This is a genomic window from Actinoplanes sp. NPDC023714 (assembly GCF_040639855.1).
In the GTDB taxonomy this organism is placed as follows: Bacteria; Actinomycetota; Actinomycetes; order Mycobacteriales; family Micromonosporaceae; genus Actinoplanes.
In genome coordinates this window covers 575,483-596,704 of sequence record NZ_JBFAAR010000004.1, presented here as the reverse complement: position 1 = coordinate 596,704, position 21,222 = coordinate 575,483, and the positions used below count along the sequence as shown (strand labels likewise).

At 72.7% G+C, this 21,222-nt stretch carries 20 protein-coding genes; 7 read left to right on the top strand and 13 right to left on the bottom strand.

The window, feature by feature from the left end:
- Window positions 1-3: 3 nt before the first annotated feature.
- Genes AB0G10_RS21990 through AB0G10_RS21975 form a run of 4 tightly spaced genes read right to left on the bottom strand, consistent with a single transcriptional unit; the run spans window position 4 to window position 2,660 of the window.
- Window positions 4-705, bottom strand: a complete 702-nt coding sequence (locus AB0G10_RS21990) for an ion channel (RefSeq protein WP_360924499.1) — start codon at window positions 703-705, stop codon at window positions 4-6.
- Window positions 702-944 (bottom strand): hypothetical protein, encoded by a 243-nt coding sequence (locus AB0G10_RS21985; RefSeq protein ID WP_360924496.1) that lies wholly within the window; start codon window positions 942-944, stop codon window positions 702-704. The genes AB0G10_RS21990 and AB0G10_RS21985 overlap by 4 nt, the downstream gene beginning before the upstream one ends.
- A gap of 25 nt (window positions 945-969) precedes the next feature.
- Window positions 970-1,749 (bottom strand): polyphosphate kinase 2, encoded by a 780-nt coding sequence (ppk2, locus tag AB0G10_RS21980; RefSeq protein WP_360924493.1) that lies wholly within the window; start codon window positions 1,747-1,749, stop codon window positions 970-972.
- 47 nt (window positions 1,750-1,796) lie between these two features.
- Window positions 1,797-2,660, bottom strand: a complete 864-nt coding sequence (locus AB0G10_RS21975) for a M48 family metallopeptidase (protein ID WP_360924490.1) — start codon at window positions 2,658-2,660, stop codon at window positions 1,797-1,799.
- A 116-nt stretch (window positions 2,661-2,776) separates the two neighbouring features.
- Here AB0G10_RS21975 and AB0G10_RS21970 point away from each other — a divergent pair, with 116 nt between their 5' ends.
- Window positions 2,777-4,099, top strand: coding sequence for a diacylglycerol kinase family protein (locus tag AB0G10_RS21970; RefSeq protein ID WP_360924487.1), 1,323 nt, complete (start codon window positions 2,777-2,779; stop codon window positions 4,097-4,099).
- A 117-nt stretch (window positions 4,100-4,216) separates the two neighbouring features.
- Here AB0G10_RS21970 and AB0G10_RS21965 read toward each other — a convergent pair whose 3' ends face one another.
- A complete protein-coding gene (locus tag AB0G10_RS21965; RefSeq protein WP_360924484.1) occupies window positions 4,217-4,747 on the bottom strand; it encodes a hypothetical protein in 531 nt (176 codons plus the stop codon).
- A 111-nt stretch (window positions 4,748-4,858) separates the two neighbouring features.
- On the opposite strand from AB0G10_RS21965, the gene AB0G10_RS21960 reads away from it, so the two are divergent.
- From AB0G10_RS21960 to AB0G10_RS21950, 3 genes are read left to right on the top strand one after another with little or no spacing between them, the layout of a single operon-like run.
- Window positions 4,859-5,269: a hypothetical protein gene (locus AB0G10_RS21960; protein ID WP_360924481.1), complete on the top strand. Its 411-nt coding sequence runs from the start codon at window positions 4,859-4,861 to the stop codon at window positions 5,267-5,269.
- Window positions 5,269-5,682, top strand: coding sequence for a hypothetical protein (locus AB0G10_RS21955; RefSeq protein ID WP_360924478.1), 414 nt, complete (start codon window positions 5,269-5,271; stop codon window positions 5,680-5,682). Before AB0G10_RS21960 ends, AB0G10_RS21955 begins: the two co-directional genes overlap by 1 nt.
- A complete protein-coding gene (locus tag AB0G10_RS21950; RefSeq protein WP_360924475.1) occupies window positions 5,679-6,632 on the top strand; it encodes a YihY/virulence factor BrkB family protein in 954 nt (317 codons plus the stop codon). Before AB0G10_RS21955 ends, AB0G10_RS21950 begins: the two co-directional genes overlap by 4 nt.
- Here the strand turns inward: AB0G10_RS21950 and AB0G10_RS21945 are convergent.
- On the bottom strand, window positions 6,608-8,032 hold the full coding sequence (locus AB0G10_RS21945; RefSeq protein WP_360924472.1) for an MFS transporter: 1,425 nt from the start codon (window positions 8,030-8,032) through the stop codon (window positions 6,608-6,610). The genes AB0G10_RS21950 and AB0G10_RS21945 overlap by 25 nt on opposite strands.
- A complete protein-coding gene (locus AB0G10_RS21940) occupies window positions 8,033-8,584 on the bottom strand; it encodes a hypothetical protein (protein ID WP_360924469.1) in 552 nt (183 codons plus the stop codon).
- An 86-nt stretch (window positions 8,585-8,670) separates the two neighbouring features.
- Between AB0G10_RS21940 and AB0G10_RS21935 the strand changes: the two genes are divergently transcribed.
- Window positions 8,671-9,159 (top strand): hypothetical protein, encoded by a 489-nt coding sequence (locus AB0G10_RS21935; protein ID WP_360924466.1) that lies wholly within the window; start codon window positions 8,671-8,673, stop codon window positions 9,157-9,159.
- On the opposite strand, the gene AB0G10_RS21930 is transcribed toward AB0G10_RS21935, so the two are convergent.
- From AB0G10_RS21930 to AB0G10_RS21915, 4 genes are all read right to left on the bottom strand, one after another.
- Window positions 9,148-9,918 carry a metallophosphoesterase gene (locus tag AB0G10_RS21930; protein WP_360924463.1) on the bottom strand — a complete coding sequence of 257 codons (771 nt, stop codon included), beginning with the start codon at window positions 9,916-9,918 and terminating at the stop codon, window positions 9,148-9,150. The genes AB0G10_RS21935 and AB0G10_RS21930 overlap by 12 nt on opposite strands.
- A gap of 148 nt (window positions 9,919-10,066) precedes the next feature.
- Window positions 10,067-11,287 carry an arginine deiminase gene (locus AB0G10_RS21925; RefSeq protein ID WP_360924460.1) on the bottom strand — a complete coding sequence of 407 codons (1,221 nt, stop codon included), beginning with the start codon at window positions 11,285-11,287 and terminating at the stop codon, window positions 10,067-10,069.
- Window positions 11,288-11,303: 16 nt separating this feature from the next.
- Window positions 11,304-12,140: a class II glutamine amidotransferase gene (locus AB0G10_RS21920; protein ID WP_360924457.1), complete on the bottom strand. Its 837-nt coding sequence runs from the start codon at window positions 12,138-12,140 to the stop codon at window positions 11,304-11,306.
- Between the two features lie 56 nt (window positions 12,141-12,196).
- Entirely contained in the window at window positions 12,197-14,143 is a 1,947-nt protein-coding gene (locus tag AB0G10_RS21915; protein WP_360924454.1) for a phage holin family protein, read from the bottom strand.
- An 86-nt stretch (window positions 14,144-14,229) separates the two neighbouring features.
- On the opposite strand from AB0G10_RS21915, the gene AB0G10_RS21910 reads away from it, so the two are divergent.
- Window positions 14,230-15,072, top strand: coding sequence for a YhjD/YihY/BrkB family envelope integrity protein (locus tag AB0G10_RS21910; protein WP_360924451.1), 843 nt, complete (start codon window positions 14,230-14,232; stop codon window positions 15,070-15,072).
- Window positions 15,073-15,081: 9 nt separating this feature from the next.
- On the opposite strand, the gene AB0G10_RS21905 is transcribed toward AB0G10_RS21910, so the two are convergent.
- A complete protein-coding gene (locus tag AB0G10_RS21905) occupies window positions 15,082-17,724 on the bottom strand; it encodes a LuxR C-terminal-related transcriptional regulator (protein WP_360924448.1) in 2,643 nt (880 codons plus the stop codon).
- A 345-nt stretch (window positions 17,725-18,069) separates the two neighbouring features.
- Between AB0G10_RS21905 and AB0G10_RS21900 the strand changes: the two genes are divergently transcribed.
- A complete protein-coding gene (locus tag AB0G10_RS21900; protein ID WP_360924445.1) occupies window positions 18,070-18,507 on the top strand; it encodes a hypothetical protein in 438 nt (145 codons plus the stop codon).
- Window positions 18,508-18,515: 8 nt separating this feature from the next.
- Here AB0G10_RS21900 and AB0G10_RS21895 read toward each other — a convergent pair whose 3' ends face one another.
- Window positions 18,516-21,188 carry a LuxR C-terminal-related transcriptional regulator gene (locus AB0G10_RS21895; RefSeq protein WP_360924442.1) on the bottom strand — a complete coding sequence of 891 codons (2,673 nt, stop codon included), beginning with the start codon at window positions 21,186-21,188 and terminating at the stop codon, window positions 18,516-18,518.
- Between the last annotated feature and the right edge of the window lie 34 nt (window positions 21,189-21,222).

Below are 21,222 nucleotides of genomic sequence, written 5' to 3'. Positions count from 1 at the left end.
TGGTCACCGGGGTTCGGCGCCGGGCGCGTCATCCACGGTGGGTGAATGCCATGCCCGGGGCCGCCAGGCATCGACCACCTTGGCCACCGCGGTGACCAGGAAGAGCGATCCGGTGAGGGCTTCCAGCACGGCGATGCTCTGTGCCGGGTTGCCGGCCGGCACCAGGTCGCCGTACCCCGTCGTGGTCATCGTGACGAAGCTGAAGAACAGCGAATCCGCGAGCGTCGGGTCCCCGTTGTCGCCGAAGAGCGGGCCTGGTTGGAGGGCGGCCAGACATTGGTACGCGAACCCGAACGACATCCCGATCAGCAGGTAGGCCGCCAGCGCCCCGAGCAGGGTCTGCCGGTCCACCCCCTTCAGGCGGCCGAGATGCCGGACGATGGGGATCGGCGCCAGCAGGTAGAGCGCGCTCGCCGCCGAGAACGTCCAGCCGATCAGCGGCGACTCCTGGGCGAGGACGTTGAACCCCGCCGCCACCAGGGCGAGCAGGAACACGACCGAGGCGATGAACCGGACGCCCGGCCGGGCCCCGGCGACCCGCAGCACGTGCCAGACCGTGAAGGTCTGCACGAACAGCAGCAACGCCACCATCGTGCGGCTCTCGGCGGACAGCGCCAGCACGTACGTCACCACGATCATGACGAGCACGACGCCGTAGCCGCCCCGGGGAGGCCGGGACCTCAGGAAGTGGGGACGAGGCTTCAACGGACGATGCCCGGTGGCGCTCCCGGGTCCTCGTCGGCGGGCAGCCGGCGCACCTCGATGAGCCGCAACCCCAGCCCATGGATGCGGGAGATCAGGCCCACCACCGCCGACTGATCCGGCAGCGAGCCGTGTAGCACCGTCTCGGGCGGCTCCACGCTCACCGTGAGGTCCTGTAACTCCTTGAGAACCTCGGCGGGGATGACCCCGGAGACCCGTACCTGATATGTCGCATCGGGCATGGAACTGCCCCTCCTCCCGCCGGACCTATCCGGTGAACTTGCCGCTCTTCCTGCGTTCGGCCTCCATCAGGGCGATCTCCGTCGTGCCGGGCACCACGATCTCCGGGTCCGGGGTGAAGTCCAGGACCCGATCGCGTCCCTTGTAGTCGATCGCGTTGAGGATGACCTTCATGGTGTTGAGCCGGGCCCGCACCTTGTCGTTCGAGCGGACGATCAGCCACGGTGCGGGCCGGGTGTCGGTCCGCTGGAGCATCTCGTACTTGTAGTCGGTGAAGTCGTCCCAGCGATCCTGCGCCTGGAGGTCGATCTCGCTGAGCTTCCACTGCCGCAGCGGATCGGTACGCCGGCGCTCGAAGCGGCTGGCCTGCTCCTCCCTGGTGACGCTGAAGTACAGCTTCACCAGGATCGTGCCCTGCCGGACCAGGTCCTTCTCGAACCCGGTCACGCCGCGCAGGAAGTCGTGGTGCTCCTTCGGCGAGCAGAAGCCGAAGACCCGCTCGACCATCGCGCGGTTGTACCAGCTCCGGTCGAACAGGACCATCTCGCCGCCGGCCGGGAACTGCGCCACGTAGCGCTGGAAGTACCACTGCGAGCGCTGTTCCTCGGTCGGCCGGCCGAGCGCGACGACCCGGTAGTGCTTCTCGTTCATGAATCGGGTGACCCGGCGGATGCAGCCGCCCTTGCCGGCCGCGTCCCGCCCCTCGAAGAGCACGATCATGCGGAGCTTCTCGGCCTCGAGATGCGCCTGCAACTTCAGCAGCTCGACCTGCCAGGGACGCAGTCCCCGCTCTGCCTTCTGCCCCATCCGCCACTCCTCACCTCGACACCGTGCCCAGCCTCGCCCGGAACGCGTTATCCCGCGTCACCCTGCAAGGATGAGGCCGTGTCGCCGCGGACCCGGGCGTGCAGCAGACCCAGCCGGAACAGGCGCTCCAGCCGCCGGACCGTGAACGGGTGGGACTGCGGCAGCTGCGCCAGCTCCACCCAGAAACCGCGCAGGCGCTGCCCCTGCCTGACCAGTTCCTCGATGTCGGTGGTGTGCTCGGTGTGCCGGCCGGAGGCGAGGATGACCAGGCCGGTCGCGCCGGACGGGCAGAGGTGCGCGCCGTGCCTGTCGCAGGAGTACTCCCGCAGCCGGGACAGCGCCGGGCCGAGCAGGGGAATGCGTTCCGAGTACGCGACCGAGAGCTGGTACCAGAGCGAGACGTGGTGCAGCTTCACGTGCCCCATCTCGTGGCCGAGGATGAACCGCAGCCCCTCCCGGTTGCTCTGGTAGAGGTTCACGAACAGCTCGTTGGCGAGCACGATGTAGTCGTGGCCGGTGGCCTGGGCCGCGAACGCGTTGAGCGTGCCGTTGCCGTTGGCCAGGAAGATGTTGGGGCGCCGCGGCAGGCCGAGCTTGTGCGCGAACTCGTCGGCGGTGCGGTAGAGGTCGCCGTACTGCTTCGGGGACAGCTCGACGGCCGTGCCCCGGATCGAGGCCCGCTGCGTCTCCCGGATGATGATCAGCCCGGGTACGAGGAGGAGCAGCCCGATGAAGGCGGATCGCACCGCCGTCGCCCACCCGCTGTCCACGAACCGCTCGGGCAGGAACGGCAGCGTGATCGCGGCCTGCACGATCAGCCAGATGATGATCAGGTTGAGGACGACCATGAACACGTAGAAGGGCACCTCGGCGGGATGCCGCAGGCTGGTGCCGGAATGCGATTTCGCCACGGTGACTCTCCGTCCGGGGATGGCGGGTTCGGCGACGACGATCCACCGGAACCCGTGACCACGCCTCATCCCGCCGGAATGAGGCCGGGACGCACCGGAAACACGACGCTGGCGTCATGGTGGAATCCCGATCCCGGCGCTGGCTGGCGCGTCTGTCGTTCCTCACGGCCGCTGCGGCGGTCCTGCTCGTGCTCGCGGCCGCGGGCCTGCGTGCGAGCCTGCTCCTGGTGCTGACCGCGGCGGTGGGCACGGCCGCCGGTCTGGCGGCGGCCTGGTGGTTCCTGACACACCGAGGGGTACGCCGCTGGGCGGCCGGCGCCGTGGTGGTGCTCGCCCCGCTGGTCGTCGCGGTCCTGTTCGCCCGGGCCGGCCTGATCTGGGTGATGGTCCTCTTCGGACTGCTGTGGGCGCTCGCGATGGCGGCCGGCCGGCGGGCGCTCGCCGTGCCGGAGACGGCGGAGAGGGTGTACGAGACCAGCGCGCCGGAACACCCGTACCTGATCATGAATCCTCGATCGGGTGGCGGGAAGGTCGAGCGCTTCCGGCTGGCCGAGCGCGCCCGGGAGCTCGGCGCGAGCGTCTTCCTCATCGAGGGCGCCGCGGTGGACGTCGCCGCGGTCGCCCGGCAGGCCGTCCGGGACGGCGCCGACCTGCTCGGCGTGGCCGGCGGCGACGGCACCCAGGCGCTGGTGGCCGGGATCGCGGCGGAGCACGGCGTGCCGTTCCTGGTCGTCTCGGCGGGCACCCGCAACCACTTCGCGCTCGACCTCGGCCTGGACCGGGAGGATCCGTCGAAGTGCCTGGACGCGCTCACCGACGGCGTCGAGATGGAGATCGATCTCGGTCTCATCGGCGACCGGACGTTCGTGAACAACGCGTCCTTCGGGGCCTACGCCGCGATCGTGCAGAGCCCGGCCTACCGGGACGACAAGATCGGTACGACGCTGGAGATGCTCCCGGCCGTGCTGGCCGAGTCGGAGTCGCCGGGCGGTCTCCGGCTGATCATGAACGGCGCCACGGTCACCGGCCCGCAGGCCGTGCTGGTCAGCAACAACCCGTACGCCGCCGACGACATCGCCGGCCTGGGCCGCCGGTACCGGCTGGACGGCGGCGTGCTCGGCGTCCTCGCGGTGACGGTGCGCGGCGCCGCCGACGCGGCGGCCCTGATCAGCGGCCGGGGACGCGCGAAGTCGCTCACCGTCGCCGACAGCCCCGCCGTGACGATCGACGCCGACGGGCCCTCGGTGCCGGTCGGGATCGACGGCGAGGCGGTCTCCATGCCGACGCCGGTGCGCTGCGAGATCCGGCCGGCGGCGCTGCGGGTCCGGGTGCCGCGCAACCGTCCCGGCGTGCCCGGCCCGCGCCCGGAGATGGACTGGGCACGGCTGCGGCGGCTGGCCCTGTCGACCGGCCGCCGCAGCGGTCCGGCGGAGCATTAGCTCCGCCCGTGGAGGGTCAGCGCCGCCGGCGGGTCACCCGCCGTGCGGTGCGCCGGCTGGTGCGCCGGGCCACTCTGCGTGATGCGAACATGCGATCACCTCCTCTGGGCAGAACATCTAGGCCGTCTCGAGGTCGTGCAGCTCCTTGGCCTCCTCGGCGCTGATCAGGCCGATCCCGACCAGGTCGAGCGGGCTGATGAAGCCGTCGGCGAGCCGGAATCCGCCGGCCCGGGCGATCGCGTCGCGCAGCGGCACCGCCCAGTGGTGCTCGATCAGGATCAGCGCGGCCGCGGTGTCCGGCGGGATGTCCGCGAGGACGTCCCACGTTCCCGGCTCGTCGAGGACCGAGACGCCGTCCTCGGCCGCCGCGGCGCCGATCTGGGCGCCCGCGGCCGCGCCGGCCTCACCGTCGAACCCGAGGCCGATCAGCGCGCCGACCTTGCTGCCGAACTCGATCGCCTCGGCCTCGGTCAGGTTGCTCAGGTGTTCCGCCTCCAGCTCACCGTCGGCGTCCTTGTAGACCGCGAGCGCGTCGATCACCCGTACGGTGTCGCTCGCCCGCAGCCGTTCCAGTTCGGCGATGATCTCGCCGTGGAAGTTCGGGTGTCGAAAGCCCAGCACCAGAAGCTGGACGGGACCGATGGACATGTTCGCTCCTTGTGAAGTAGGCCGTCGGTCCGATCGTGCTGCCGGCCACGCGGACAGTCCTCATCCGGCGCGGGTGAGGAACCGCCGGGCCGGGGGCGCGACGATCGCGGTATGACACGAAACCCCGGGCTCATCACCGCGATCCTGGCCGCGGCGGTCCTCGGCGCCGGCGGATGCGCCAGTGCCGAAGCGAACGCTCCGGCGGTGTGCGAGAGCTTCGCGACCGTGCAGAACACGGTGAACCAGATCCGCAACGTCAACGTCTCGGAAAACGGCGTCGCGGCGGCCCGCCCGTACGTCGCCGAGCTCCTCAATCAGCTGAACCAGCTGGTCCTCGACGCGCAGGCGCAGTTCAAGCCGCAGGCCGACCAGTTGCGTACGGCCGTCGACCAGCTCTCCGCGAGCGTCGAGGGCGCGCGGGCCGATCCGGGCGCCGCCACGTTCGCGGTCGTCCGCAGTTCGATCACCGCGGTCGGGGACAGCGCCCGGGCCCTGCGCGACGCGATATCCGGGACCTGCTGATGGAGGTCGAGGAGAGCACCGCCACCGGCTGGGTCGCGCTCGTGCTGTTCGGCGGCCTCGCGCTGGTGCTGCTCGGCAGCGTGCACCTCTTCGTCGGCTCGCTCGCCCTCTGGGAACCGGAGATCCTGGCCGGCACCCGCTCCGATCAGCTGCTGCCGATCTCGCTGACCGCCCTGGGCTGGCTGCACATGGCGATCGGCGCGCTCGCTGTGATCACCGGCGTCGCGCTGTTCCGCGGCCCGGTCTGGGCCCGGATCGTCGCGATCGTGCTGGCCTCGCTCTCCGCGATCGTCGACTTCCTCTTCCTGCACGTGCACCCGATCTGGTCGGGTATCGCGCTCGTGCTGGCCGCCCTGGTGATCTGGGCGGTGGCGAGGCACGGCGCCGAGGTGGCGGACGCGCAAGGGAGGTGAGACGCCTCGACGCGTTTCAACAACGCCACCGTACGCTCGGATTCACCTGGGCGGTGATCCAGAAGTACCTCGATGATCGGGGTCCCCGCGAGGCGGCCCTGATCACCTATTACGGATTCCTCAGCCTGTTCCCGCTGCTGCTGCTCGGCGTCGCGATCGTGACCCAGGTGCTGGCCCGCCGGCCGGACCTGCGCGAGGAGGTCGTCACCGCGATGGTGCCGCCGACCCTGCAGGACACCATCGAATCCGGCATAGCCACCATGTCGGGGTCGGCCACCGCGCTGCTCGTCGGCGTCATCGGCCTGATCTTCTCGGCGACCGGGGTCGTCTTCTCCGCCTACGAGACCCTGAACCACCTGGCCGGCGTGCCCTTCGCCGACCGGCCGATGGTCGGCCGCTACCTCCGTGTCCTCGGTGGACTGCTGGTGATCCTGGCCGGCTCGCTCACCATCGGGGCGCTGACCGTGGCGATGGCGGCGCTGCCCGGCGCCCTCCAGTACGGCGCGGTGCTCGGCTCGGCCCTCGTCACGTTCCTGGTGCTCATGCTCGTGGCCTGGCTGCTGCTGGCCCGCCGCACCCGGGCGTCGGAGCTCTGGCTCGCGGCCGCGATCGGCGCGGTGGCGGTCACCGCCGTGCTCAACCTCGGCGCCGCGGTGCTGCCCGAGCTGGTCCGCCGGGCCGGCCGGGTCTACGGCGCGTTCGCCACGGTGGCCGGCGCGTTCACGCTGTTCTACCTGCTCAGCAACGCGCTGGTGCTGGCCGCCGAGATCGCCGTGGTCCGGCACGCGCGGCTCTGGCCGAGGGCGCTCGACCAGAGCCGCCCGGCCCCCGCCGACCTGCGCGCCCGGGCACGACTGGCCCGCGAGCAGGAGCGGGCGCCGGGCGACCGGATCACCTACACCCACGAGCCCGGAGAACCAGAGGATCAGCCGGAGGCGAGGCCCGGCTGAGGGACCGGCGGCGCCGGTGCGACCGCCGGGCCACCGCGCGGCAGGAACGACGCCGCCACCAGCCCGATCACCCCGGCCGCCGCGACCGAGCCCATCGCCCAGAGGTACGCACGACCCGGCGCCGCCCCACCCACGCCGGCGACCAGGATCGTCCCGGTCAGAGCGGCGCCGAGCGACGACCCCAGGTTGGACACGCTGCGCGACAGCCCGGAGATCTCCCCTTGGAGGTCTTCCGGGAACGCCGACTGCACCACGTTCACCGACGGTGTCAGCATCGCCCCGAGCCCGAGGCCGATCACGAACAGGCCGGGCACCATCGTCCACACGCTCCCGGTCGTGCCGCCCGCCGCCAGCAGCACGGCGATGCCGGCGATCGTCGTCACGAAGCCCGCCATGATCAGCGTCCGCTGCGGCCGGCGGGAGGCCATCCGTTCGGCGGAGAGCGACGAGATCAGCACGCCGACCGTCGTGGCGGTGAAGACCCCGCCCGTCTCGATGGCGTTGTACCCGCGCACCACCTGGAGATACGTCGAGATCACGAACGACGAGCCCATCACCATGAGCCACTGCATGTTCTGGGTGACCAGGCCCAGGTTGGAGACCCGGTTGTGGAACAGCGACGTGGAGAGCAGCGGTTCCCGGCCGGCCCGCTCCTTGGCCCGTACCGCGACGAAGAACCAGGTGAGCACGAGCGCGCCGGCCACGATCAGCCCGAGCATGGCCCACAGGTTCTGGTCGGCGAGCAGGATGCCGTTGACGATCAGGATGAGGCCGAGCGCGGAGAGGACGGCGCCGCCCACGTCGAACGGCATGGACCGGTCGGCCGGCAGCGGATCCCGCACGGCACGGCGGCTGAGCAGCACGATCAGCAGGCAGATGACGCTCTGCAGGATGAACGCGGCCCGCCAGTGGATCGCCGACGCCACGAATCCGCCGATCAGCGGCCCGGTCACCGCGCCGACCCCGCCCATCGCACTGATCAGGCCGAACGCCCGGGCCCGCGCCGCGACGCCGGTGAAGAGCAGCGTCGTGAGGATGTAGACCGGCGGGATGAGCAGCGCGGTGCCCACCCCCTCGAAGATCGAGTATCCGATGATCAGCAGGGGCAGGTTCTGGGCGAACGAGCTGAGCAGCGCGCCCGTGCCGAAGAGCAGCAGCCCCGCGATGAGGCACCACTTGCGGCCGAGCAGGTCGGTCAGCTTGCCGCCCGGGATCATCAGGGCCGCCATCACCAGCAGGAAGAGCGTGATCGCCAGCTGCACGCCCTGGACCGTGGTGTTCAGGTCCTCGCTGATGTCGGTGATCATCACGTTCATGTTCGAGCCGGCGAAGCTGCAGATGAACTGCGCCAGCGCGAACGCGATCAGCGCCTGACGCAGTTGTGCCGGAAACCTGGCCATTCATCCTCCAAAGCGGTCTCTGCTCCACCGCGGGCCGACCTCGTCCCAGGCGCGCTGCCAGGCCCGCGACCGATGCCGGTCCAGCAGGGCACGGCCGATCTTCCAGATCCCGGACAGCGCCGCGGCGAGACAGAGGATCACCGCGACGGCGGCCATCGCGGCCTGGGCGGCCGGATCCCGGTCGACCGGCGGTCCGCGCAGCTGCCCGCGGTCGTCCACCCAGATCCGGACGGTGTCGCCGAGCCGGGTCTCCGGCTCGACCGGCACGGCGCCGCTGCCGGGTGTGCCGTCCGGCGCGGTCCAGCGGGCCTGCGCGGTGCGCGGGGTGTACGTGGCGGGCGCGTCCCGGGCCTCGGCCGGCTCGCCGACGATCTGGGCCGCCACCGCGAAGACGTGGTCCTGTTCCCACTCCTCGGCCCGCAGGTCGGAGTGGTAGCTGGACCGGCCCGCCCACCAGCCGAGCCCGGGAGCACCGGCCAGGAAGGCCATCACCAGCGTGAATATCAGCAGGCTTTCGATCCGGTCCGATCGCCGGCGCAGCGGGTTGCCCATGACTGCGAGCATCGTCAGCGGCCCGCACCCCGTCGCCATTCGCCACGGGTGATTCGCCGGCGCCCGCGACCGGCGACGCTACGACCATGGCACTCGGGCTACGCCTCACCCACGACAACGCGGAGGCCACGGCTTCCGGCATCTACGGTCTGATCGTCGGCGCGGCCGTCCTGGTCGCCTCGCATCCGAAGTCGGCGGTGGCGGGCGTCGTCGCCGAGGTGGTCACGCTGACCATCTACTGGCTCGCCGAGCGGTACTCCCGGATCGTGGCCGAGCGCATCCACGAGGGACACCGGCCGACCTGGCACACCGTCCGCAGGCAGCTCACCACCGGCTGGGAGATGATCACCGCGACGGCCCTCCCGCTGCTCGTCCTGGTCGGCGCCCGGCTGGCCGGCGCGAAGCTCGGCACCGCCGAGATCCTCTCGCTGATGTGCACCACGGTCCTGCTCTGCCTGAGCGGCTGGCGGATGGGCGCGAACGGCCGCCTCACCCCGCTCGAGCGGGCCGTCTCCACGCTGGTGGCGGGCATGTTCGGAGTGGCGCTGGTGGCTCTCAAGACCTCACTGCACTGACGGCACGGTCACGACGCGTCCGGTGTGCCAGCGCCCTTCGCGCAGGTAGCGCTCGCGCACCACCACCTCGCCCCGGTGCACGCTGACGAGGCTCCACGAGCAGGGGATGTCGCGCCGGGTCCGGCGGCTCACCGAGGTGCCCGCCACCACGAAGACCGGGCCGCCCGGCACCGGCACCCGCACGTCCGGCACGTGGGTGTGGCCGGCCAGGACCAGGTCGACGCGGGCCGCCCGGATGGCGTCGAGCAGCCGGTCGCGCCCGAGGATCCGGGCCGTGCCGGTCGCGAGCGGCGGATGGTGCAGCGCCAGCAGCCGCAGGTCGCCGTCGGGAGCGCCGCCCAGCACGCGGATCACCCGGGCCGCCTGCCGTGCGCTCACCCGCCCGTTCTTCCAGCGCCACCGCGGCATCGACTGCAGACCCAGGGCGGTGAGGCCCAAGACCTTGCGGTCCGGGTCCAGGTCCGGGTCCATCCAGGTGCGATAGCGATCGTACGGGCGGAGCACCCGTCGCCAGCTCGTCAGCGGGAGGTCGTGGTTGCCGGTCACCGTGAGCAGCGGGACCGGCAGCTCCGCGAGCAGGGCGCGCGCCCGGCGGAACTCGCCGGTCCGGGCCCGCATCGTGCTGTCCCCGGTCACCACGGTGAGGTCCGGCCGGGCCCGCGCCACGTCCTCGGCGATGCTCTCCACCGCCCGCCGGTCGTGCGCGCCGAGATGGAGGTCGGAGAGATGCGCCACGACGACCGGTCCCGCAGCGGTCACGACGACATCCCCCGGGTCGGCAGGAATGAAGCGACCGGCGGGAATGGTGCGGCCGGCGGGAATGGTGCGGCCGGCCCAGCCGGGTGGCGCCCTGACCGGGCCGGCCGGGCGGGCGCGGCGACGGCGCCCGCCGGAGGGAGGGTCTCGGTCACCGGACCGGGTCGCGTTCGATCGGGCAGGCCAGGCACCGCGGCCCGCCCCGGCCCCGGCCGAGCTCGCCACCGGGAGTGGTGATCACCTCGATGCCCTGCCGGCGCAGCAGGGCGTTGGTCGTGACGTTGCGCTCGTACCCGACGATCACACCGGGCTCGACCGCCAGGTAGTTGTTGCCGTCGTCCCACTGGTCGCGCTGGGCCGCCCGGATGTCCTCGTCGGTCTCCAGGATCTGGATCTTGTCGACGCCGAGGGCCTCGGCCATCGCGGCGAACAGGTCGTCGTTGCCGGTCACCCGCATGCTGTCCGGGTCGTCACCGGGCACCACGGTCCACGACCGCAGCGAGCCCCGCACGTCCGGGTAGAGCACCACGGAGTCCCGCCCGGTCATCGTGAGCACCGTGTCGAGGTGGCTGGTCGCGGGCGAGTGCGGCAGCTCGACGACGATCACCCTGGTCGCGGCGCCGGCCCGGAACAGGCTGCGCGCCAGGTTCTCCACGCCCATGGCGGTGGACCGCGCGCCCACCCCGGCCAGCACCGCGCCCCGGCCGAGCACGTGGACGTCGGCGCCCTCGAGGGTGGCCGGCCGGTGCTGGGCGTCGCCGCCGTACCAGACGGTGAAGTCGGCGAGCGCGAACATCGGGTGGAACCGGTAGACGGCGGCGCTGTGCACCGACTCCCGGAACCGGCCCGGCATCGCCATCGGGTTGATGCTCACGCCGCCGTAGATCCAGACCGCGTTGTCCCGCTGGAAGAGGTATCCGGGCAGCGGGGCGAGCACGAAGTCGTCGGCGTGCAGCAGTTCCCAGCGCAGGCTGTTCACGGTGAAGCCGGCCAGCTCGTTCTTGAGCACCCCGCCGATCAGGTAGTCGGCGAGCCGGTCGCTCTCGGCCTGCTCGGCGAGCCGGCGCAGCGGCTCCACCAGGCTCGGGCCGACGGTGTCCTCGGTGACGATCCGGTTCAGCACCCAGGTCCGGGCGTGCGGGATGTCGAGCACGTCGGCGAGCAGCCGGGCCAGGTAGTGCACCTTCACCCCGCGCTCGCGCAGGACCTCGGCGAACGCGTCGTGCTCCTCGCGCGCCCGGCGAGCCCAGGGGATGTCGTCGAACTGGAGGTCACGGACGTTGTCCCGGGTCAGCCGGCTCAGCTCGATGCCCGGCCGGTGCAGGATCACCTGGCGCAGGCGGCCGGTCTCGGAGGCGACGTGGAAGCCCATGAGGTGAACCTCCCGATCAGGGCACGGCCGGCTCGAAGTGGCCGAGCTCGTCCTCGCCCTTCTGGATCACGCCGTAGCTCGACTCGGGCACCGGCTGCCACGCGCCCTCCAGCTCGCCGAGCGGCTCGGAGACGACCAGGCGGGTCTCCTCGGAGAGCCGGGCCAGCTGCTTGTTGTCCGGGTAGAGCTTCTGCAGCGCGCTGGTGGCGGTGCTGTAGAAGAGCGACCGGCTGTGCCCCTCGCTGGAGTAGCGGAAGCACCAGACGCGGTCGCCGTCGGTGGTCGCCACGGTCATCTGCAGCGGGTGCGGCACCCCGTGGGCCCGGCCGACCGACTCGACCAGCCCGGCCATCCGCTCCACCGCGGTGACCGGCCGGTCCCGCAGCCCGAACGTGAGGGCCAGGTAGAACATCACCTCGGAGTCGGTGGAGCCGGCCAGGAACGGGTAGAGCTCGGGGTCGACGGCGAGGATCAGGTCCCGCTTCAGCCTGGCGAAGTCGTGGATCGCGCCGTTGTGCTGCCACAGCCAGTTCTCGTAGCGGAACGGGTGGCAGTTGGTCTGCTGCACGGCGGTGCCGGTGCTGGCCCTGATGTGCGCGAGGAAGAGCGGCGAGACGGTCGAGCGGGCGAGCTCGCGCAGGTTCGCGTCGCTCCACGCCGGTCCGATGCCCCGCAGCAGCGCCGGCTCGGCCGGGCCGTCGACCGGGTACCAGCCGACGCCGAACCCGTCCCCGTTGGTGGTCTCCACCCCGAGCCGGGAGTGCCTGCTCTGGTCGATCAGCGAATGTTCTCTGTTGTAGAGCAGTTCCTCGAGACGGATGGGCGTTCCGGAATAGGCCAGCCAGCGGCACATGACGGATCCTCTCGCGACAGGGGTTTTCAGCGTCGCGTCGGCCGCCCGCGCCGGGCTCACCCCGGAAGGATGAGGTCGCGTTCGGCCGGCCGGCAGCCGGTCTCCTCGAGCCAGCGGCAGAGCAGCCTATGCACCGCGTCGGCGCCGACGAGCTCGGCCGGCGTGCGCCAGCCGCGGGGGTGGATCAGCACCGGCCGGTTCTGCCAGCCGCCGAGGCCGCCGTGGCAGCCGATCAGGTCCTCGAACGCGGCGACCTCCTGAGCGTCCGGGTCCCAGAGGCTGCCGATCACCAGGTCGCCGGTGTTCGCGAGGCCGTCGTGCCGGCGCAGGTCGTCGGCGGCGCGCGGGCCGTGCCCGAGCAGCGGATCGAGGCCCTCGACCCGGCCGCCGGTCAGGTAGCGCCGGCCGGCCCGGCCCAGCACCACCGGACCGTGCTCCCCGGAGCGGACCAGCACCCAGCCGACGCCGGGGTGCTCGACGAGCCCGGGCAGCAGCTTCGGGTGCCGCTCCTCGATCTCCTCGAGCGTCACCCGCCCCGGCAGCCGGGCCAGGTAGACGAGCGACAGGTTGCCGGAGGACGCGACCACGACCTCGGGGACCGCCGGGTCGTGGTCGAGCTGCTGCGGCGGTGCTCCGTCCGTACGCGAAAGGCTCGCTCTCAAAGCGTGTGCCCGGCCCTCCTGCTCGTCCTCGCGGGTGGCCACCACCTCGCCCGCGGTGGTGAGCCGCCCGATCAGCTCCGGGAGCGCCAGGCCGAACCGCTGCTCGAAGGTGGCGCCCTGGCTCTGCCCGTGATCGGAGAGGACGACGAAGTGGTACGGCCGGGGCGCCGCGGCCGCGACCTGCTCCAGGGTGGCGAGCACCCCGTCGATGCCCTCCAGCGAGGCGAGCGACTCCGGGCGGGCCGGTCCGGCGTGGTGCGCGATCTCGTCGTAGTCCACGAAGTCGCAGTAGATCGTGGGCGCGCCGCGCATCATGTGCTCGGCCACGACGGCGAGGTTGAGGTGCCGCAGCAGCACGTTGGTGGCGCCGCGCAGCAGCACGTAGGAGCCGCGCCGGCGCATCCGCGGCTGCACGTCCCGCAGGCGCTGGCGGCGGGCCTGGTAGAGCTCCTTGACGATCTCGCCGATCGTCAGGACCAGGGAGCGGGTCAGACCGTAGGGGTCGATCAGGTACGCGCTGAGGTAGCGGGACGGGCCCTTCCCGCCGACCGTGCTCATCGTCAGCAGCGAGGTGCCGGCGTCACCGGAGAAGACGTTGCTGACGCTCACCCCGCCGCCGGCCAGCAGACCCCGCCCGTCGGAGCAGCGGGACTCGACCAGGGCGCTGTCCTTCGGGCGGTTCGTCACGACGAGGCGGGCCGGCTCCTTCTCGTACCATCGGAAGGCCGGCACCTGGTCGCTCGCGCCGTGCAGGAGCCCCGCCTGGCTGGCCGGCGTCGTCGCCGGCAGCTGCGCGTGCCACTCGGTCAGCGTGTGACTCCCCGACCGCAGCCACCGGCCGAGCGTCGGCAGGTTCCCGGCCTCGACCGCCCACCGGGCCAGCGGCGCCGACAGCCCGTCGATCTGGATCATGACGACGCCCGGCGTCTCGATCGGCGCGACGCCGCGCCGGAAACGCCTGTTCACCCGCAGCAGGTGCTGGGTGACCGCGCCGCTGTCGCCGGCGGTGACCGCCCAGAGCCCGATCGTCATCAGCGCCGCGGTGATCCAGGACGCCCAGAAGGCCGGCCAGAAGTCGTCGACGGCGACGCCCGGCGCGAGCCGGAGCGCCGCGTAGACCAGCAGCGACTGCGCGACCAGCCAGCCGATCACCACGCCGGCCCAGCCGAGCTTCGCGAACAGCCGGACCAGGAGGGGGCGCAGCAGTGCGCCGAGCGCGGCCAGCACGATCGCGGCGCCGAGCACCGCCCAGCCGTTCTCCGCGCTGACGCCGGGCAGCACCCCGATGGCGATCGCCAGCGCGCACGTGCCGAGGCAGATGAGGACCAGGATGGAGAGCATGGGCTCAGTGTCGGCACGCTTCTCGCGCCGGACGCCATCCGCGGTGGATGATGCTGGGCCCGCCGCCGGTCGCCGACCATGACGGGGTGACCGAGCCCGATCGCAGTTTCACGCCGGGGAGCGTGCTCAACGCGGTGCCCCGATGGTTGCGCCCGCGCGCGGCGCTGATCCTCGGCAACCGGGCCGGCGACTTCTTGCTGCGCACCGCGGGCGAGCTGTTCCGGGTGCAGATCTTCGACCGCTCGATGACCCTCGCGGCCCAGGCCTTCACCTCGATCTTCCCGGTCCTCATCATGCTGGGAGCGTTCTTCGGCCACCGGGCCCGGGACGAGCTGCACGAGGTGCTGAACGTGCCGGCCAGCAGCGTCCGGCTGCTCGACGACGCGCTCAGCGGCAGCCGCAGCGGCGCGTTCGGGGTGATCGGCAGCCTTATCGTGATCATCTCGGCGACCGGGCTGGCCCGGGCGCTGACCCGGTCCTACCGGGCGATCTGGCCGGAGAGCGGCCGCCGGGCCGGCCCGAAGGCAACCGGCTGGCAGATCCTCACGGTGCTGATGCTGGTGGTCTTCCTGATCCTGGTCCGGCTGCTCGGCTGGCTCGCCGGGATGCTGCCGGCGCCGAACGTCACCGGCGTGGTGGTGACGTTCGTGAGCGACTTCGGGCTGGCCGTCCTGCTGCCGCGGGTGCTGCTCGGCCCGGGCCTGTCCCGCGCCCGGCTGCTCGCCACCGGGCTGGTCTTCGGCACCGCGATGGTCGGGGTACGGGCGGTCGGATCGATCTATCTGCCCCGGGCGCTGCAGGCCAGCGCCGATCGGTACGGGACGATCGGGCTGGCCTTCACCTTCATCGGCTGGTTCTACGTGATCTCGTTCTGCCTGCTCCTCTGCGCGGTGATCGGTTACGTGCTGACCTCGCTGAAGAAGCCCTAGCCGGCCTCGCTAAAGAAGCCCTAGCTGGCGGGACAGCACGACCGCCTCGCGGCGCCGGCCCGCGCCCAGCTTGCGATAGATCGAGCGCATGTGCGCCTTGACCGTGTTCACCGAGATCCCCAGGTTCTCGGCGATCTCCCCGGCGGTCAGCACGGTCGGCAGGTATTGCAGGACCTCCACCTCCCGCTCGCTCAGCGGACCGGCCGCCGGCGTCGCGCCGGTCACCGGGATCTCACCGGTGATCTCGGCGAGCACCGACGTGTCGCGGACCGGGCCGCGCGCCTCGGTGAGCCACTGCTGCCGCTCGGCCAGCACCAGCATGCGTGGCGCGCCGAACCGGCGGAACGGCTGGCGCAGCAGCTCCGGCTCGGCCTCGGCCAGGGCGCGGGAGAGCGCCTCGCCGGCCCGGCCGCCGTGCCCGCGCGCGTCGGCGGCGAGCGCCGTGACGATCCAGGCCGCGACCGCGGCCACCCGGTCCGAGCCCTCCCGGACCCGGGCCAGCAGTTGCTCGGCCGCGGCGTCGTCGCCCCGGTCGAGGTGGGCGCGGGCCAGGTTGACCTGCTCGGCCGGGAGCAGGGCCGGCACCGGTGGGCGGTGGGCGTACCGGGCCACCACCGGGGACGGGTCGCCGAGCGCGAGGTCGGCCTCGGCCGTCATGAGGGCGATCAGCCGGTCCAGCAGCGGCGCGTCGAAGTGCGGGCCGGCGTCGCCGCGGGCCCGGTGCAGCACCTGCCGGGCGGCCAGCGGCTCGCGGCGGTCGAGCAGCAGCCGGGCCCGGACCAGTGCCACCACCACGGCGGGCGCGGCTTCCGGGTCGTCGCCGATCGCGTGCAGTCCCTCGCGCAGCGACTCCTCGGCCTCGGCCTCGCGGCCGCGCTCGGCCTCGATGAGGGCCCGGGTCAGGTACGCCACGGCGGAGGCCGGGCGGGTCCGCGCGTCGATCCGGCGGGCCAGGTCGATCGCGGCGGTGGCGTGCTCCTCCGCGGTGGTGAGGGCGCCCTGGAGGAAGACCAGCAGGGACAGCTGCGCCAGCGCGTTGGTCTCGACGAGCGGAACCCCGGCGGCGCGGGCCGCCGACGCGGCGGCCCAGAGGAACCGCTCGGCGTGGTCGAGCCGGCCGGTCCACAGCAGACCGGCGCCCTTGTGGTTGAGCGTCATGGCGCGGTACTGCAGCCGGGCCGGAACCTGGTCCCAGCGCAGCGTCGTGAGGTCTTCGAGCAGCTGCGAGGAGACCGCCACGAGCCTCGGCATGTCGCCCTGCCAGCGGATCACCACGCCGGTCTCCAGCACACCGAGGGCCAGGTCGAGGACCGCGCGGTACTGCGGGCCCCGGCCGGCGAGCAGCATCCGGGCCCGGGCGATGCGCTGCGCCACCGCGGCGACGTCGCCCTCCGCGAAGCTGCGCAGGGCCGAGCAGAACGCGAGCTCGGGGTTCTCCAGGAGGCGGTCGGCCGGGATCCGCCGCAGCACCTCGAGGAACTCCTGCCGGTCGGCCGAGGCGAAGAGCTGGAGCCCGCGGTCGACCACGAGGCGGGCCACGAGACCCCAGTCGCCGCCGGCCGCGGCGTGGGTGATCGCGGTGAGGCCGTTGCCGGTCGCGGCGTGCCACTGCGCGGCCAGCAGGTGCAGCGCGTGCACCCGCTCCGGGTCCACGGTGGCGAGCTGGTGACGCAGGGCGGCCCGGAACATGCCGTGATAGCGGTACCACCGGCCCATCCCGATCCGCTCGACGAACAGGTGCGACTGCGCCAGCCGTTCCAGGGTGCGCTGGCCGTACCGCTGGCCGGTGAGCGCCTCGGCCAGCTCGCCGCAGATCCGGTCGGGCAGGCTGGTGCGCAGCAGGAAGTCCCGGTCCTGCGGCGACAGGCCGGCCAGCACCTCGCGGACCAGGTAGTCCTCGATCGCGGCGCCGGTCGTGCCGGGCGGCTCGTCCAGCCCGAGCCGCAGGCCGGTGCCCCAGCCCTCGGCGCGCCGGACCCGGGCCGCGACCTCCTCGGCCGGCGGCCGGCGGCCCTGGATGGCGATCAGGTCGGCGGCCTCCTCGACCCGGAAGGCGAGCGCCTCGGACCCGATCTCGGTGAGCTCCCCGGCCGCGCGCAGGCGGTGCAGAGGCACGCCCGGCTCGGTCCGGCTGATCAGCACGAACCGCAGCCGGTCCGGCATGGCCGCGACGATGCCGGCGAGGCCGTCCAGCACCCGCGGATCGGTCACCCGGTGCAGGTCGTCGAAGACCAGCACGGTCACCGAGGAGAGCCCGGCCAGGGCGGCGAGCAGCCGGCGGCGGAAGGCCGGGTCGTCGCGCTCCACCTCGGGCAGCCCGTCCGCGCCGGTGGCCCGCAGCGCCGCCACCAGGTCGGACCAGAACACCGCGACGTCGTTGTGCCGGCTCTCGCAGGTGAGCCAGGCGACCGGCCCGGAGACCGCGCGGGTGCTCGCCCACGAGGCGGCCAGGGCGGTCTTGCCCCAGCCCGGTCCGGCGCAGATCACGGTGACGGCCCGGCGGACGCCCGCGTCCATCGTGTCGGCCAGGCGCGGACGCCAGAGGACGCCCTGCGGCGGACGCGGCCGCGCCGGGCTCACCGGCCGGGCCGCGGTGCGGGCCGCCGGGATCGGTATGGATATGGAGTACGCGTTCCGCGCCAGGTCCGGCATGTAAGACCATCACCCCCACGGCACGGTGCGCCTCCGGCCCCGTCTTCGCGGAACGGGCGCCGCTGCCCCATGCCTAGTTCGTCACCATGACGTCGGCCGGCCGCCGACAGTTCCGTTGCCGTCCTTCGTGGACTGCCCGTCGCCGGAAGCCACGTTCGAACCGTTCGATCACGGAGGGTGAAGCACCTGCGACAACTGCTCACCGCCACCGAAGCACAGGCGGTGTAGGAGCAGCAACCCCTCGTATCGAGCCTTTTCGTCAACTTCTGGTTTTCACCCGGGCCGCATGAGGCGGACACCGCCGGAGAACCGGTCTCCTGGAAGGACCGAGAGAGGGGATCGACGATGTCGAGTTACGCCACCGAACGGCCCGCACACACCGGCCCGGCCCCGGAGACCACCGGCTGGATCGGCATGGTGGTCTTCGCCGGGATCATGATGCTGGTGCTGGGCGGTTTCCAGATCATCACCGGCATCACCGCCCTGAACCGCGACGAGGTCTTCGTCGTCAGCCCGGGCGGCACCGCGCTGAGCCTCGATTACAGCGTGTGGGGCTGGGGACATCTCATCCTCGGCGCCATCACCACCCTGACCGGCGTCGGTGTCCTGCTCGGACAGACCTGGGCCCGGGTCACCGGCATCGTCATCGCCGGGATGGCCGCGATGCTGCACTTCTCCTTCCTGGCCGCGTCCCCGCTGTGGGTCTCGATCCTCATCGGCATGGACATCCTCGTCATCTACGCGCTCGCGGCGCACGGTGGCGACGTGCGCCGCAAGCATTAGGACCCGCTTCAGATCAGTTTCAGTGCCCGGGCCCGGCGCACCGCCTCGTTGCGCCGGGACGCCGACAGCTTGCGAAGGATGCTCCGGACGTGGGTCTTCACGGTGTTCACCGAGACGTAGAGCGACGCGGCGATCTCCTCGGTCGGGAGCATCGCGGCCATCCCCCGCAGCACGTCCAGCTCCCGCTTGCTGAGCGCCTCCACCACGACCGGCTCGGCGCTCACCGCCGGGGCGGCCGCGCCCGCCGCCACGGCGCCCGGGGCCGCGCCCAGCCCGCCGAACTGCACCGCCAGCCGCTCGTCGTCGCGCAACAGCCGGCGCAGCTGTCCCCAGGCCTGGTGCACCGGGCGCCGGTGGTTCTCGGCACCGGCGACCCGCAGCGCCCGCCGCAGCGCCTCCCGGGCCCCGGTGGCGTCCTCGGCCTGCGCCGCCAGCACGGCGAGCAGCAGCCAGGCGTCCAGCGCGATCGGCGCCGGCACCCCGGCCGCGTCGGCGACGGTACGGGCGACGTCGTGCGCCCGTGCGCCGTCGCCGCGCACCGCCGCGAGGGCCGCCCGCACCACGGCGACCTCGGGCGACGCGGTGTCCGGGCAGCGGTCCAGCAGCCCGGCCGCGTCGTCCGGCCGGCCACCGGCGATCAGCAGCCGGATCTGGCTGAGCAGCACCTCGCGGGTGAGCCAGCGCGGCGCCGCCATCTCGGCGGTGGCCTGCTCGGCGGCCCGCAGCGTGTTCACCGCGCCGCGGAGCTCGCCGCGGGTGTGCAGGCGCCGGGCCCGCACCACGGCGTACGCCAGCATCGCCGGGGCGCCCGCGTCCGGGCCGCAGAGCGGCTGCGCCATCCGCAGGTGCCGGTCGGCGGCCTCGATGTCGTAGCGCTCCAGGGCCACCCAGGCGAGCGCCACCTCGGCGACCCCGGGCCGTTCGCCGCGGCCCAGACCGGCGTCGGTGGCCAGCTCGAGGGCCTGCCGGGCGTTGGTCTCGGCCCGGCCCAGCCGGCCCCGGTACGCCTCGGCCAACGCCAGCTGACCCAGGCAGTCGATCCGGACCGTCTCGCACCCGGGCACGATGCTCCCGGCAGCGTCGGCCAGGGCGTCCACCGCGGCGTCGACCGAGCCCAGGTTGTTCAGCGCGGTGCCCTCGGCGGTCCGCAGCAGCACCCGCAGCTCGGGGTGCCGGGCCAGGCGCTCCGGCGGCGCCACCGCGAGGAACGTCTCGGCCACCGAGCACAGCTCGCCGACCCGGTCCGGCTCGGGACCGCCGGCCAGCAGCAGGATCTGCACCAGGAAACCGGTGAGGGTCAGGCCGTCGCCGCAGGCGCTGCCGTGCACCGCGAGCAGCTTCCCGGCGTACGCCAGAAGATCCGCCGCCCGGTCCGGGCGCCGGTCGCCGTAGGCGATCGCGGCCTGGACCATCACCGCCTCGGGCAGCTCGACGTGCTCCGGCATGCCGGCGAAGAGGCCGCCGAGCCGGCCGGCGCTGCCCTCGATCACCAGGCGGCCGACCGCGTAGTCCTCGACCACCATGGCGGCGGCCGTGCCCCAGTCCGCGGCCTGCACCGCGTGCCCGACCGCCTCGACGAGCCGGCCCTGCTCGGCGAGCCAGGCCGCGGCCCGGGTGTGCAGGATCGGCACCTCGTCGGGCTCGGCCCAGGCCAGCTGCGCGCGCAGCAGCTCGGCGAAGAGGCGGTGGTACCGGTACAGCCCGGAGCCCTCGCCGACCGGCTGGATGAACGCGTTCTCCCGGGTCAGCGTGGAGAGCAGCCGGCTCGCGTCCGAGCGGTCGGTGACCGCCGCCGCCAGCGCCGGGGTGAACGTGTCGAGCACGCTCGTCTCCAGCAGGAAGCGCCGCACCTCGGGCGTCTGCAGCCGCAGCACCTCGCCGACGAAGTACTCGGCGATCGTCGACTCGTCCCCCGAGATCGTGTCGACCAGGCGTTTCGCGTCCAGGCTGCCCTGCAGCGCGCAGACGCAGAGCCGGATGCCGGCGGCCCAGCCCTCGGTGTGCTCCAGCAGCCGGGCCAGCTCCGGCGCGCCCAGCTCGACGCCGTGCAGCTCCATGAGCCTCGCGGCCTCGTCCGTGGTGAACGCCAGATCGGCGGTGCGCAGCTCGCGCAGCTGACCGGCGAGCCGGTAGCGGTAGAGCGGCAGCGGCGGGTCCCACCGGCCGGCCAGCACCACGCGCAGCTGCCGCACGTGGCTGAGCAGGAAGTCCAGGCCGGTCGCCCAGTCCCGGTCGGCGAGCTGGGAGACGCCGTCGAGGATCAGCACCACCGGGGTGGGCTGCTCGTCGATGGCCGCTGCCAGACGGATGAAGACGGCCCGGCTCATCGTGCCGCCGGGCACGGCGGGAACGGCCACGCCGGCCCGGCGCAGCCCCTCGATCACATAAGTCCAGAAGGCGGGTAGTTGTTCGTCACTGGTCTCCAGGCTGATCCAGGCGATCGGCCAGTCCACCGCGCCACTGTTCGCCCAGGAGGCCAGCAGCTGCGTCTTGCCGCTGCCGGCCAACCCGGTCACCAGGGTCACGGGGCCCTGCACGCCTTCGGTCACCCGGGCGAGCAGGGCGGGACGGGCCACCATGAACGGCGGTGCCGCCGGAACCGCGAATGTGGAGTCCAGCAACGAACTGTCCGCGTCGAAGCCCGACGCGCCGGGCATATCGGCGATCAGTTCTATGGACACGTTGTGTTCCTTCCGAGAGCCGACCCCTATTCGA

Bases quoted from the DNA above. Each gene is read 5' to 3' on its own strand.
- AB0G10_RS21985 (WP_360924496.1), bottom strand. From the start codon at position 944: ATGCCCGATGCGACATATCAGGTACGGGTCTCCGGGGTCATCCCCGCC.
- ppk2 (WP_360924493.1), bottom strand. From the start codon at position 1,749: ATGGGGCAGAAGGCAGAGCGGGGACTGCGTCCCTGGCAGGTCGAGCTG.
- AB0G10_RS21970 (WP_360924487.1), top strand. From the start codon at position 2,777: ATGGTGGAATCCCGATCCCGGCGCTGGCTGGCGCGTCTGTCGTTCCTC.
- AB0G10_RS21965 (WP_360924484.1), bottom strand. From the start codon at position 4,747: ATGTCCATCGGTCCCGTCCAGCTTCTGGTGCTGGGCTTTCGACACCCG.
- AB0G10_RS21960 (WP_360924481.1), top strand. From the start codon at position 4,859: ATGACACGAAACCCCGGGCTCATCACCGCGATCCTGGCCGCGGCGGTC.
- AB0G10_RS21955 (WP_360924478.1), top strand. From the start codon at position 5,269: ATGGAGGTCGAGGAGAGCACCGCCACCGGCTGGGTCGCGCTCGTGCTG.
- AB0G10_RS21945 (WP_360924472.1), bottom strand. From the start codon at position 8,032: ATGGCCAGGTTTCCGGCACAACTGCGTCAGGCGCTGATCGCGTTCGCG.
- AB0G10_RS21940 (WP_360924469.1), bottom strand. From the start codon at position 8,584: ATGGGCAACCCGCTGCGCCGGCGATCGGACCGGATCGAAAGCCTGCTG.
- AB0G10_RS21935 (WP_360924466.1), top strand. From the start codon at position 8,671: ATGGCACTCGGGCTACGCCTCACCCACGACAACGCGGAGGCCACGGCT.
- AB0G10_RS21925 (WP_360924460.1), bottom strand. From the start codon at position 11,287: ATGGGCTTCCACGTCGCCTCCGAGACCGGCCGCCTGCGCCAGGTGATC.
- AB0G10_RS21920 (WP_360924457.1), bottom strand. From the start codon at position 12,140: ATGTGCCGCTGGCTGGCCTATTCCGGAACGCCCATCCGTCTCGAGGAA.
- AB0G10_RS21915 (WP_360924454.1), bottom strand. From the start codon at position 14,143: ATGCTCTCCATCCTGGTCCTCATCTGCCTCGGCACGTGCGCGCTGGCG.
- AB0G10_RS21905 (WP_360924448.1), bottom strand. From the start codon at position 17,724: ATGCCGGACCTGGCGCGGAACGCGTACTCCATATCCATACCGATCCCG.
- AB0G10_RS21900 (WP_360924445.1), top strand. From the start codon at position 18,070: ATGTCGAGTTACGCCACCGAACGGCCCGCACACACCGGCCCGGCCCCG.